The organism is Nonomuraea typhae (assembly GCF_009760925.1).
In the GTDB taxonomy this organism is placed as follows: domain Bacteria; phylum Actinomycetota; class Actinomycetes; order Streptosporangiales; family Streptosporangiaceae; genus Nonomuraea; species Nonomuraea typhae.
Map to the genome: position 1 here is coordinate 648,122 of NZ_VRLV01000005.1, position 12,750 is coordinate 660,871.

General features: G+C 71.1%; 9 protein-coding genes. 7 read left to right on the top strand and 2 right to left on the bottom strand.

The window, feature by feature from the left end; translation table 11 throughout:
• The first annotated feature begins 48 nt into the window (after positions 1-48).
• From FVE25_RS22530 to FVE25_RS22545, 4 genes are all read left to right on the top strand, one after another.
• Entirely contained in the window at positions 49-1,176 is a 1,128-nt protein-coding gene (locus tag FVE25_RS22530) for a sensor histidine kinase (protein ID WP_157248971.1), read from the top strand.
• On the top strand, positions 1,173-1,832 hold the full coding sequence (locus FVE25_RS22535) for a response regulator (protein ID WP_157248972.1): 660 nt from the start codon (positions 1,173-1,175) through the stop codon (positions 1,830-1,832). Before FVE25_RS22530 ends, FVE25_RS22535 begins: the two co-directional genes overlap by 4 nt.
• Before the next feature lie 277 nt (positions 1,833-2,109).
• Positions 2,110-3,486, top strand: a complete 1,377-nt coding sequence (locus FVE25_RS22540; protein WP_157248973.1) for a carbohydrate-binding protein — start codon at positions 2,110-2,112, stop codon at positions 3,484-3,486.
• 254 nt (positions 3,487-3,740) lie between these two features.
• Positions 3,741-7,079 carry a S8 family serine peptidase gene (locus tag FVE25_RS22545; RefSeq protein ID WP_157248974.1) on the top strand — a complete coding sequence of 1,113 codons (3,339 nt, stop codon included), beginning with the start codon at positions 3,741-3,743 and terminating at the stop codon, positions 7,077-7,079.
• A 5-nt stretch (positions 7,080-7,084) separates the two neighbouring features.
• On the opposite strand, the gene FVE25_RS22550 is transcribed toward FVE25_RS22545, so the two are convergent.
• On the bottom strand, positions 7,085-7,315 hold the full coding sequence (locus tag FVE25_RS22550; protein ID WP_157248975.1) for a hypothetical protein: 231 nt from the start codon (positions 7,313-7,315) through the stop codon (positions 7,085-7,087).
• Between the two features lie 71 nt (positions 7,316-7,386).
• Between FVE25_RS22550 and FVE25_RS22555 the strand changes: the two genes are divergently transcribed.
• A complete protein-coding gene (locus tag FVE25_RS22555) occupies positions 7,387-7,773 on the top strand; it encodes an SgcJ/EcaC family oxidoreductase (RefSeq protein ID WP_157248976.1) in 387 nt (128 codons plus the stop codon).
• Here FVE25_RS22555 and FVE25_RS22560 read toward each other — a convergent pair.
• On the bottom strand, positions 7,766-8,233 hold the full coding sequence (locus tag FVE25_RS22560) for an Lrp/AsnC family transcriptional regulator (RefSeq protein ID WP_157248977.1): 468 nt from the start codon (positions 8,231-8,233) through the stop codon (positions 7,766-7,768). The two genes, FVE25_RS22555 and FVE25_RS22560, sit on opposite strands and share 8 nt — an antisense overlap.
• Positions 8,234-8,354: 121 nt before the next feature.
• Between FVE25_RS22560 and FVE25_RS22565 the strand changes: the two genes are divergently transcribed.
• Both FVE25_RS22565 and FVE25_RS22570 read left to right on the top strand, forming a co-directional pair.
• On the top strand, positions 8,355-11,570 hold the full coding sequence (locus FVE25_RS22565) for an indolepyruvate ferredoxin oxidoreductase family protein (protein WP_157248978.1): 3,216 nt from the start codon (positions 8,355-8,357) through the stop codon (positions 11,568-11,570).
• 14 nt (positions 11,571-11,584) lie between these two features.
• Positions 11,585-12,718, top strand: coding sequence for an acyl-CoA dehydrogenase family protein (locus FVE25_RS22570; RefSeq protein ID WP_157248979.1), 1,134 nt, complete (start codon positions 11,585-11,587; stop codon positions 12,716-12,718).
• Positions 12,719-12,750: the final 32 nt, after the last annotated feature.

Genomic DNA, 12,750 nt, shown 5'->3' on the forward strand with positions numbered 1-12,750 from the left:
GATCTGCGGGGTCGCTCGCGCGGGGGATACTGGGGCCTTGTGTCCGAAATGTTCGTTAGCAGGCCGGCCGGCGGCTGGGAGTCCCGCATCGCCGCCCGGCTGCGTGCGCTGCCGCCCCTCGTGGTCGACTTCGCCATCGCCCTGCTGGTCCTGATCGGGCAGTCCGTGCCCTTCTTCTTCGCCCAGCGGCAGAGCGGCCCCGAGCCGTGGACCATGGCCGAATACCTGCCGGTGCTCCTGGGAGTCGTCCCGCTGCTGGTGCGCCGCCGCTACCCGCTGACCGTGCTGATCCTGACCGTCGCCTCCGCGGCCATCTACTCGCTGCGCGACCCCGACATCCCGCCCCAGCCCATCTGGTACGGCTGGCTGATCGCGCTCTACACCGTCGCGTCACTGTCCCCGCGCTGGACCCGCATGCTCGCCATCCTGCTGAGCACGGCGCCCGCCCTCAGCGTCTCACCGGGGACCTTCATCCGCGGCGCCCTCACCGCTCTGGGGGCCTACGCGCTGGGCCGCTCCGCCGTGCACTATCGGGAACGCGCCGCCCTGATGGAAGAGCGTGCCGCCGAACGCGAACGGGCCAGGATCGCCCGTGACATGCACGACATCCTGGCCCACGGCATCAGCATCATGATCGTCCAGGCCGAGGCCGGGCCGCTGGCCGTACGCACCGCGCCGGAACGCGCGGAGAAGGCGTTCGAGGCGATCGGCGCGGCGGGCCGCGACGCGCAGGCCCAGCTCCGCCGCATGCTCAACCTCCTGAAGGACGAGGCCGAGGGCCCACGCGCCCCCCAGCCCACCCTCGCCGGCCTCGCCGGCCTGGTCGAGCGCGTCTCCGCCGCAGGCCCTCAGGTACGGCTGGCCGTCGCGGGCACCCCGTCGCACCTCCCGGCCGACGCCGAAGTGGCGGTGTACCGGATCGTGCAGGAGGCGCTGACCAACATGGTCAAGCACGCGCAGGCCGCCCACGGCCTGGTCAGCCTGGACTGGAAGGACGACGAGCTGGTGATCACCGTCTCCGACGACGGGCGCGGGGCTCCCGCCGGGCTCGAGGGCGGGCACGGGCTGGTGGGGATGCGGGAGCGGGCCGCGGCGTACGGCGGGACGGTGGCGACCACGCCGGATGCCGCGGGGTTCGAGGTTGTGGTGCGGTTGCCGATCGGAGAAATGTCATGACCATCACCGTTGTCGTCGCGGATGACCAGGAGCTGGTGCGGTCCGGGTTCGCGCTCATCGTGGACTCCCAGCCGGACATGTCGGTCGTGGCCGAGGCGGGCGACGGGCGGGCGGCGGTGGCGGCGGTGCGTGCGGTCAAGCCGGACGTGGCCCTGCTCGACATCCGCATGCCGGAGCTCGACGGGATCGAGGCCGCCCGGCTCATCTGCGCCGAGACCGGTACCAAGGTCATCATGCTGACCACCTTCGACCAGGACGACTACGTCTACGACGCGCTCCGGGCGGGCGCCAGCGGGTTCCTGCTCAAGGACGTGCGCCGGGACGACCTGGTGCACGCGGTGCGGGTGGCGGCCGGGGGAGAGGCCCTGCTCGCGCCCGCGGTCACCCGTCGGCTCATCGACGACGTGGTCCGCCGCAACGTCCGCCCCGGCCCGCCGCCCGCCGCGCTCGGCCAGCTGACCGAACGCGAACGCGAGACGCTCACCCTGCTCGGCCGGGGGCTGTCCAACGCCGAGATCGCCGCGACGCTGGTGGTCAGCGAGCACACGGTGAAGACACACGTCAGCAACGTGCTGACCAAGCTCGGGCTCCGCGACCGCGTCCAGGCGGTGATCGCCGCCTATGAGAGCGGCCTGCTGCGCCCTGGGACCCCGTAGAGACGAGGCGCACCTGACCAGGTGGTTCACTCGCGTCTACGGTCTCACTCCCGGCGCATACCGGCTGTCAAGTCCTTCGGTATAACGTGAAGCTGGGACGAGATGTTATGGCCGGACCGCGGTTGTTCACCCGATCTTCAACATCCCCTCTCACCTGCTGAAACGTTCTCCTCTTAAAAGTGCCATAACGCGCAGTGACTAACAGGTTGATATGCCCGGAAAGCGGTCCTTTCCATTTACGTTGACGGCGCGCCCCCCAATTCGAGGAGAACCCCCCATGCTCCGCAAGCACGTCGTGGGGATGAGTGTTGCGCTCAGCCTCACCCTCGCTACCATCCCGGTGGTCGCCTACGCCGCCAGCAACGGCGCGAACCAGGCCCCCAACCCCTACGCGCAGGCCAAGGAATTAGCCGCGGCCGTCGCCAACCCCGACCCCAAGGTCATCGCCGGCCTCGAGCGGGACCTCGGCCTCACCACCGACCAGGCCATCGCCCGGTTGGTCAACGAGGCCGCCGCCGCCCAGGTCGAAGCCGACTACTCCGCCCGCCTGGGCAGTGCCTTCGGCGGCCTGTGGGTGACCGGCCCAACCGCCGAACTGGTCCTGGCCACCACGCAGGTCAGCGGCTTCGCGAAGATCAGTGAGCTGGGCGCCAAACCGGTGCTGGTGAACCACTCGCTGAACGACCTGAACGCCGTGACCGCCCAATTCGACCGGCAGGCCCGCCGTATGCCCGCCGGCGTGCACGCCTGGTTCGCCGACATCCGCGCCAACAAGGTCGTGCTCCAGGCCAAGAACGTCGTCGCCACCCAGAAGTTCGTGGACGCCAGCGGCGTGAACACCGCGCTCGTCGAGGTGCAGAAGTCCGTGGAGCAGCCCCGGCCGTTCCACGACGTGCGCGGCGGCGACGCCTACTACATCGGCAGCGGCAGCCGCTGCTCCGTCGGCTTCTCGGTCAACCGCTCCGGCAGCCAGGGCGGCTTCGTCACCGCCGGCCACTGCGGCACCACCGGCGCCACCACCTCGGGCTTCAACCGCGTCGCCCAGGGCACCTTCCGCGGCTCCTCCTTCCCGGGCAACGACTACGCCTGGGTCGAGGTGAACACCCAGTGGACGCCCGTCGGCGTGGTCAACGCCTACAACCAGGGCATCATCAACGTCACCGGCTCGCAGCAGGGCGCGGTCGGCGCGTCCATCTGCCGCTCCGGCTCCACCACGCAGTATCGCTGCGGCACCATCTCCCAGCACAACACCAGCGTCACCTACCCCCAGGGCACCGTCAGCGGCGTCACCCGCACGACCGTGTGCGCCGAGCCCGGTGACTCCGGCGGCTCGTACATCTCCGGCAACCAGGCGCAGGGCGTCACCTCCGGTGGCTCCGGCAACTGCTCCAGCGGCGGAACCACCTTCCACCAGCCGGTGAACGAGATCCTCCAGACGTACCAGCTCACGCTCGCGGGCGGCGGCGGACCCACCTCCAGCCCGACCTCGACCCCGACCGGGACGCCTCCCGGCGGGACCTGGGCTCCCGGCGTCGCGTACGCGGTGGGCGCCACCGTCACCTACGACGGCGCCTCCTACCGGTGCCTCCAGGCCCACACCTCCCAGCCAGGTTGGACACCGCCGGCCGTACCCGCACTCTGGCAGCGGATCTAAGGCCGGTTGGCGAGCGCCCCCGGAGCGGCGGCTTCCGGGGGCGCTCCACCGTGTCTGGAAAGGGATACTTCTGCCATCTCGCCACTGCCAGCGCTGGCAACTTCCTCCCCTAGGCGAGATCCACACCCCGAATTAGGCTCCGCATTTGGCATGTCACCCGCGGGGGAGGGTCGTCGAGGTACCTCCGGCCATCCGGCGGGTGGGTGACAGACCTCCCGCGGGACTCAAGTCAGCCCCTTCATGGAGGTTTCTCAGTGTCGAGCAATCCTCGCTTATCCGTAACCCGGCGCTTAGCCGTCGGCACCGCGGCCCTCGCGCTGGTGCTCACGGCCACGCCCCCGGCCTTCGCGGACCCGCCCGCGGACAAGGCCAAGTGGAAGGTCACCCCGCTCACCGGCGCCGAACTGGTGGACGGCGACAAGTCCGCATCCGGCAAGCTCGCCGAGAACGACGCCGCCCTGATCAACGCCACGGCGGCCGGCGAAGTGAGCGTGATGGTCAAGCTGGACTACGACGCGCTCGCGTCGTACCGCGGCGGGCTCAAGGGCCTGCCCGGCACCAGCCCCTCCGTCACCGGCAAGGCGCTCGACGTGCGCAGCGCCGACGCCAAGAAGTACGGCACGCACATCGAGAAGATGGAGAACGACTTCCTCGCGGCCCTCGCCAGGAACGTTCCCAGCGCGAAGGCCGGCCAGAAGCTGAGGGTCGTCTACGGCGGCATCGCCCTGCGCCTGCCCGCCAACCAGGCCAAGAACCTGCTGAAGCTGCCCGGCGTCGCCGCGGTCCAGTCGGACGCGCCCGAGAAGATGCTGACCGACTCCAGCCCGGCCTTCATCGGCGCCCCGGCGATCTACAAGCAGCTCGGCGGCGCGCCCAGCTCGGGCAAGGGCGTCAACGTCGGCATCCTCGACTCCGGCGCCTGGCCCGAGCACCCGTCCTTCGCCGACCCGGGCAACCTGCCCGCGCCCGGCCCCACCAAGGACGGCACGCCGCGCATCTGCGACTTCGGCGACAACCCGCTGACCCCCGCGACCGACGTGTTCGCCTGCAACAACAAGCTGATCGGCGGCGGGCCGTTCCTCGACACCTACAACGTCGTCATCGGCGGCGAGGTCTACCCCGACTCCGCGCGTGACTCCAACGGCCACGGCACCCACACGGCCACCACCTCGGCCGGCGGCCCCGTCGCGAACGCCACGCCGCTGGGCATCAGCCGCGGCCCGATCCACGGCATCGCGCCCGCCGCGCAGGTCTCGGTCTACAAGGTCTGCGGCGCCGAGGGCTGCTTCCCCTCCGACTCCGCGCAGGCCGTCGGCCGGGCCATCCTGGACGGCGTCCGGGTGATCAACTTCTCGATCTCCGGTGGCACCGACCCCTACAGCGACCCGGTCGAGCTGGCCTTCCTCGACGCGTACGCCGCCGGCGTGCTGGTCGCGGCCTCGGCGGGCAACGACGGCCCCGGCGCCGCCACCGTCAACCACGTCAGCCCGTGGGTGACCACGGTCGCCGCCTCGACGCAGACGCGGACCTTCCGCTCCACCGTCACGCTCAAGGGCGCCGGTACGGCTACCGCCACGGTGTCCGGTTCCACGGTCACCGCGGGTGTGCCGACGCCGGCGCCGGTGGTGCTCGCCTCGGCGCCGCCGTACTCGAACGCGTTGTGCACGACGCCGGCTCCGCCGGGGTTGTTCGCGGGCAAGGTCGTCGCGTGTGAGCGCGGCCCGAACCGCGTGCTGAAGGGCTTCAACGTGAAGCAGGGCGGCGCGGTCGGCATGCTGCTGTACAACTCCTCGCCGCTCGACATCATGACCGACAACCACTGGCTGCCGACCGTCCACCTGGACAAGCCGGACGGCGACGCGCTGCTGGCCTTCCTGGCGGCCAACCCCGGCACCACCGCCACGTGGGCGCAGGGCGCCAAGACGACGTGGCAGGGCGACGCCATCACCACGTTCTCCTCGCGCGGTCCCGGCGGCGACTTCCTCAAGCCCGACGTCACCGCGCCCGGCCTGCACATCCTGGCCGGTCACACGCCGACGCCGGAGAGCCCGCTGGAGGGCCCGCCGGGCAACCTGTACCAGGTGATCGCCGGCACCTCGATGTCCTCGCCGCACGTGGCCGGCGCCGCCGCGCTCGTCTTCGCGCTCAACCCGTCCTTCACTCCTGGACAGGTCAAGTCGGCGCTGGAGACGACCGCGACCACGAAGGTCACCAAGCAGGACCGGACCACCCCGGCCGACCCGTTCGACTTCGGCGGCGGGCGCATCGACCTGGCCAAGGCCGGCGACCCGGGCATCACGCTGGACGAGACCGCCGCGAACTTCGTGGCCGCCGAGACCGACGTGCTCAACCGCATCGACCTCAACCTGCCGTCGGTGAACGCGCCCACGATGCCCGGCGTCATCACCGCCAAGCGCAAGCTCACCAACGTCACCAACAGGACGCTGACGTTCACGGCCACCGGCAAGACGGTGAACGGCGCCACCATCGCCGTCGTGCCGCCGCTCGTGGTCGTGCCGCGTGGCGGCAGCACCACGGTGAACATCGTGATCGCCGCGCCCGAACTGGCCGAGGGCCAGTACTTCGGCCAGGTCAACTTCAAGCAGGTGGGCGGCAGCCGCGAGCTGCACCTGCCGGTGGCGTTCGTGCGCAAGGAGGGCAACGTCCCGGTCGAGCAGACCTGCGCGCCGGCCGCCATCCCGCGCAACACCGGTGAGTCGGTGTGCACGGTCAACGTCCAGAACAACACCCTCGAGGACGCCGAGGTCACCGCGCTCACCACGGTCGACCGGTCCAAGCTGCGGGTCAACGGCGTCACCGGCGCCACGCAGGTCGGCGACCACAGCGCCACGACCAAGCAGACGCTGGCCGCCCGCCAGCCCGACCGGCCCGGCATCGCCCCCGGCGCCAGCCCCGCCGGTTATCTGCCGCTCGACCTGTTCGGCGTCACCCCGGTGCCGATCGGTGACGAGCAGGCGCTCAACTTCACCGTCCCGCCGTACGTCTTCGCCGGCAAGAGCTACAACCGCATCGGCGTGACCTCCAACGGTTACGCCGTCGTCGGCGGCACCACCGGCAGCGAGGACATCACCTTCCAGCCGCAGAACCTGCCGGATCCGGCCCGCCCGAACAACGTCCTGGCCTCCTACTGGACGGACCTGGACGGCACCGGCGCGCCCGGCATCTACGCGGCCACGCTCACCGACGGCGTGCTGACCTGGCTGGTGCTGGAATGGCGGGTCAACCTGTTCGGCACGACCAGCCAGAAGGTCTTCCAGCAGTGGATCGGCGTCAACGGCTCCGAGGACATCTCCTTCACCTACGACCCGGCCAACCTGCCCGGCAACCCGCCGGCCGGCTTCGGCCTGACCGTGGGCGCGGAGAACGACGAGGGTACGGCCGGCGGCCAGATCACCGGTCCGCCGACGACCGACCTCCGGGTCACCAGCACCCCGGGCGCCCCCGGCGGCAGCCTGACCTATTCGCTGCGGGTGCGCGGCGTCGCCAACGGCGTCGGCTCGGTCACGACCGCCACGTCGACTCCGCAGGTGCGGGGCATCACCGTCGAGGTCGACAAGATAACCGTCCAGTAACCGCCCTATGAGGGGCCCGGCCGCGTGCCGGGCCCCTCATCCATGTGCTCGGGCTTGTCGCGGCGCACCCAGAGCACGCCGGGGAGCCCGGCCACGTCGAGGCCCGGGTCGTCGGCGACCACGACCACTTGGCCGGGCCGCAGTTCCCTGAGCACCCGCAGCCCTTCTCCGAGCGCCGCCCGGAACTCCTTCACGGGCACGGCGATCCCGACGATGTAGGCAACTCTGCGCGCCACTTGCGGAGCGTATCACTCCGGTCTAAAGTCCTAACCGGAGCGCGACGCTCCGATTAAGGAGATGATGAGTCATGAGCGCAGAAGCCGCCATCCGCCAGTTGGTCGAGGACGCCTCGCGTCACCAGAACGACCCCGAGCCCTTCCTGGCCCTGCACGCCGGCGACGCCAGCATCGTGAACTTCGGCGGACGCCGGGTGCTGGGCAGGGACGCCATCGGGCAGGCCATGCGGGCGGCGCTGGCCACGCCGCTGGCCCAGGTGCGCACCACGGTCGAGGTGACCGACATCCGGTTCGTCCGTCCGGACGTGGCGGTCGTGGGCGTGAAGAAGTTCGTGCACGACGAGAGAGAGTCGGACGACTCCTTCCACGCCACCGAGGGCTGGCTGACCTACGTGGTGGCCGAGGACGGCGAGGGGTGGCGGATCGTCTCGGCGCAGACCACGCCCGTCCTCACGTGAAACCCCTGCGCGGGGCGCGGACGGTGTCACGGGTCCAGGAGCCCAGGACCATGAGGGTCTTGGTGCCCGTGACGTTGCCCGTCCTGCGCAGCCCGTCGATGATCTGCTGCAGGTGGTCGAGGTCGCGCACCCGGATGTGGATGAGCGCGTCGGGGTCGCCGGCGATGGTGAAGACCGCCTGGATCTCCGGGACGGCGGTGGTCGAGCGGAGGATCTCGCTGACCGGGGTGGCGCCCGAATACCTGACCTCGGTGAACGCCTCGATGGCCCAGCCGAGCTTGGCGTAGTCCACCTGCACGGTGAACCCGGTGATCACGCCGCTCTCGCGCAGCCGGTCCACCCGGCGCTTCACGGCGGCCACGGAAAGGCCCACGTCGCCGGCCATCTCGGAGAACGTCCGTCGGCCGTCCTCGCGCAGCAGGCGCAGCAGCCGGTGGTCTATTTCGTCGATCTCGGTCACGGGTGCTCCTCACGCAAACCAGCCTTCACGAGAAGCCCGGCGTCGCAAACAATTTGCGTCTTTATCGCATTATGTCGCCCAATGCTTGTGCAAGTGGCATGTGAATTGCTGCACTCTTCCCATGGTGACGCTGGACGACAAGTACACGGCTCGCGACGGGCGCGTGCTCCTCTCGGGCATCCAGGCACTGGTCCGGCTCACGCTGGAACAGCGCCGCAGTGACGAGGAGCGCGGCCTCGACACCCGCGTCTTCGTCTCCGGCTACCAGGGCTCGCCCCTGGGCGGAGTCGACCTCGAGATGGCCCGCGCCGCCCGGCACCTCGACCCCGTCGGCGTCGTCTTCCAGCCCGGGCTCAACGAGGAGCTCGCCGCCACCGCCGTCGCCGGCACCCAGCTGCTCCACGCCGCGCCCGGCCGCCGCCACGACGGCGTCACCGGCTTCTGGTACGGCAAGAACCCCGGCCTCGACCGCGCCGCCGACGCCATCCGGCACGCCAACGTCGCCGGCACCGCGGCCAAGGGCGGCGCCGTCGCCTGGATCGGCGACGACCCGGGCAGCAAGTCGTCCACCGTGCCCAGCTCGTGCGAGCCGATGTGCCAGAGCCTGTGCATGCCGCTGCTGGCGCCCGGCAGCGTCGCCGAGATCGTCGAGTTCGGCCTGCACGCCGTGGCCATGTCCCGCGCCAGCGGCCTCTGGGTCGGGCTGAAGATCGTCGCCGACGTGGCCGACGCCTCCGCCACCGTGGACCTGGGCACGCTGCGCCCGGCGGTGCCCGCCGCCGAGCGCGCCGACACCCCGCCGCCCACGCTGGTCGGCCCCGCCTCGCTCGACGCCGAATACGACCTGCTCACCCGCCGCCTCGACCTGGCCCGCGCCTACGCCCGCGCCGCCGGGCTCAACCGCGTCGTCTTCGACGCCTCCTCGGCCCGCCTCGGCATCGTCGCCTCGGGTACGGCTCTCGCCGCCGTCCAGCGCGCCCTGGCCGACTGCTCCGCGGACCCCGAAGACCTGGGCATCCGGCTCATCCGCATCGGCATGCCGTACCCCTTGGACCGCGACGAGCTCCTGGGCATGCTCGACGGCCTGGAGGAGGTGCTGGTCGTCGAGGACAAGGTGCCGTTCCTGGAGAACCACCTGAAGGCCGTGCTGTACGGCAGCGGGCAGGCGCCCAAGGTGCGCGGCCTGCTGCCGCTGCGGGGGACGGTCGGCGCCGCCGACGTGGCCAAGGCGCTCGGGATCGGCGCCGGGGCCGCGTCCGCGCGCAAGCCGCGCATGCTGCCGCTGGTCGCCGCCCGCACGCCGTACTTCTGCTCGGGCTGCCCGCACAACATCTCCACCCGCACCGACGACAGCACGCTGGTCGGCGTCGGCATCGGCTGTCACGCCATGATCGCGCTGGACGGCGACGGCCGCGGCACCCAGCTCGGCCTCACCCAGATGGGCGGCGAAGGCGCCCAGTGGATCGGGCTGGCGCCCTTCACCGACGACCGCCACTTCGTGCAGAACCTCGGCGACGGCACCTTCCACCACTCCGGCTCCCTGGCGATCCGGGCCGCGGTGGCCGCCGGGGTGTCCATGACGTACAAGCTGCTCTACAACGACGCCGTCGCCATGACCGGCGGCCAGCGCGCCGAGGGCCGCCTGGGCATCCCCGAGCTCACCCGCTGGCTGGCCATCGAGGGCGTGCGCCGCGTGGTGATCACCACCGCCGACCCCGCCGCCTACCGGGGGGTGCGCCTCGATCCGATCGCGTCGGTACGGCACCGCGACGCCTTCGCCGACACCGAGCGCGAACTGGCCGCTCTCGACGGGGTGACCGTGCTGATCCACGACGACCGGTGCGCCGCCGAGGAACGCAGGCTCCGCAAGCGCGGCAAACTGCCCACCCCGGCGGAGCTGGTCGTCATCAACGAACGGGTCTGCGAAGGATGCGGCGACTGCGGGGACAAGTCCACGTGCCTGTCCGTCCAGCCGGTGGAGACCGAGTTCGGGCGCAAGACCCGTATCCACCAGCCGTCGTGCAACTCCGACCTGAGCTGCCTCAAGGGTGACTGCCCCTCGTTCCTGCTGGTCGAGCCCGGCCCGCGCAAGCGCAAGCCGCTGCCCGCGCCGCCCGCCGGCCTGCCCGAGCCCGTACGCCGCTTCACCGGCGCCGTCACGCTGCGCATGCCCGGCATCGGCGGCACCGGCGTCGTCACCGTCTCCCAGATCATCCAGATGGCCGCCCACCTCGACGGCCGGCACGCCGCCGGGCTCGAGCAGACCGGCCTCGCCCAGAAGGGCGGACCGGTCATCAGCGACGTGCGCATCTCGCCCGAGCCCATCACCGGCGCGGTCAAGGCCACCAAGGCCGACGTCCTGATCGGCTTCGACCTGCTCGGCGCCGCCGCGGACGGCAACCTCGGGGTGCTGGCCGCCGACCGGACCGTCGCGGTCGTCAACACCGCGCTCGTCCCCACCGCCGAGATGGTCACCGGCCGGGCCGCGCTCCCGGGCGCGCAGGCCGCGCTGGAGCGCATCGAGTCCGTCACGCACGACAACCTGTACCTCGACGCCCAGACGCTGTCGGAAGAGCTCTTCGGCGACCACATGCCCGCCAACATGCTGCTCATCGGCGCCGCCTACCAGCACGGCTGCATCCCGATCGGCGCCGAGGCCATCGAGGAGGCGATCCGCCTCAACGGCGCGGCCGTCGAGAAGAACCTCGCCGCCTTCGCCCACGGCCGCGCCGCCGCGCTGCACCGGCCCGCCGAGGAGAAGCCCAAGACGTTCGCCGAGATCGTCGACCTGCGCACCGGCGACCTGGCCGCCTACCAGAACGCCGACTACGCGCGCACCTACGCCGACGACGTGCGGCAGGTGGCCGAGCTGGCCGCCGACGAGAGCGTCGCCGTCGCCTACGCCAAGGGCCTGTACAAGCTCATGGCCTACAAGGACGAGTACGAGGTGGCCCGTCTCCACCTGGAGCAGGAGTTCGACCCGGCGGACAAGGTCGCGGTCCTGCTGCACCCGCCGGTCCTGCGCGCCCTGGGCATGAAGCGGAAGATCAAGCTCCGCCGTACCGCCAAGCCGGTCTTCCGCACGCTGCGTGCCGCCCGGTTCCTGCGGGGGACCGCCCTGGACCCCTTCGGTTACGCTCATGTCCGCCGGGTCGAGCGGGAGCTCATCCACGAATACCGCACCCTGGTGCGCCAGGCCCTCGCCGCGGGCACGTCATCCGAAGCGGTCGCCGACATCGCCGCGCTGCCTGACATGATCCGCGGGTACGAGGACATCAAGCTCGCCCGGGTCGCGGAATTCCGTGAGCGCGCCCGCAAGGTCCTGGCCGGACTCTGAGATCGGAGACACACGTGGCCGTATCCCGCCTCCTGCCCACGCAGGACGCGTACGACCTGCTCGACCTGACCCGCTCGCTGGCCGACAAAGAGTTGCTGAGCCGCGTGGAGGAGCACGAGCGGGCGGAGACCTACCCAACCGGACTTTTCGCGAAATTGGGTGAGGTGGGGCTTCTGGGGTTGCCCTATGCCGAGGAACTGGGCGGGGGCGGCCAGCCGTACGAGGTCTATCTGCAGGTCCTGGAGGAGCTCGCCGCACGCTGGGCCGCCGTCGCGGTCGCCGTGAGCGTCCACACGCTCGCCTGCTTCCCGCTCAAGGAGTACGGCACGCGCGAGCAGATCGACCGGTGGCTGCCCGACATGCTGGCCGGACACCAGATCGGCGGCTACAGCCTCTCCGAGCCCCAGGCCGGATCCGACGCCGGAGCCCTGACCTGCAAGGCCGAGAAGGTGGAGAACGGCTACCGCATCACCGGCACCAAGGCGTGGATCACGCACGGCGGCATCGCCGACTTCTATGCGCTGTTCGCCCGCACCGGCGAAGGCAGCCGGGGCATCTCCTGCTTCCTCGCCCCCGGCACCGCCGACGGCCTCACCTTCGGCCGCCCGGAGGAGAAGATGGGCCTGCACGCCATCCCCACCACCACCGCCCACTGGGACGGCGCCATCCTGCCCGAAGACCGCCTGCTGGGCTCCGAAGGCCAGGGCCTCCAGATCGCCTTCAGCGCCCTGGACTCCGGCCGCCTGGGCATCGCCGCCTGCGCCACCGGCCTCGCCCAGGCCGCCCTGGACGCCGCCGTGGCCTACGCCAAGGAACGCACCACCTTCGGCCGCAAGATCATCGATCACCAGGGCCTCGCCTTCGTCCTGGCCGACATGGCCGCCGCCGTGGACTCCGCCCGCGCCACCTACCTGGACGCCGCCCGCCGCAAGGACGCCGGCGTGCCGTACGGCCGGCAGGCGTCGGTGGCCAAACTGGTGGCGACGGACGCGGCCATGAAGGTGACCACGGACGCGGTGCAGGTGTTCGGTGGGTACGGGTACACGCGGGACTTCCCGGTCGAGCGCTACATGCGCGAAGCCAAGATCATGCAGATCTTCGAAGGCACCAACCAGATCCAGCGCCTGGTCATCAGCCGCAACCTCTAGCCTCCGTCGCTCTATGTCGCGCATTGACTACA

Excerpts from the sequence above, each read along its gene's own strand:
- FVE25_RS22530 (WP_157248971.1), top strand. The coding sequence starts at position 49 with ATGTTCGTTAGCAGGCCGGCCGGCGGCTGGGAGTCCCGCATCGCCGCC.
- FVE25_RS22535 (WP_157248972.1), top strand. The coding sequence starts at position 1,173 with ATGACCATCACCGTTGTCGTCGCGGATGACCAGGAGCTGGTGCGGTCC.
- FVE25_RS22540 (WP_157248973.1), top strand. The coding sequence starts at position 2,110 with ATGCTCCGCAAGCACGTCGTGGGGATGAGTGTTGCGCTCAGCCTCACC.
- FVE25_RS22555 (WP_157248976.1), top strand. The coding sequence starts at position 7,387 with ATGAGCGCAGAAGCCGCCATCCGCCAGTTGGTCGAGGACGCCTCGCGT.
- FVE25_RS22565 (WP_157248978.1), top strand. The coding sequence starts at position 8,355 with ATGGTGACGCTGGACGACAAGTACACGGCTCGCGACGGGCGCGTGCTC.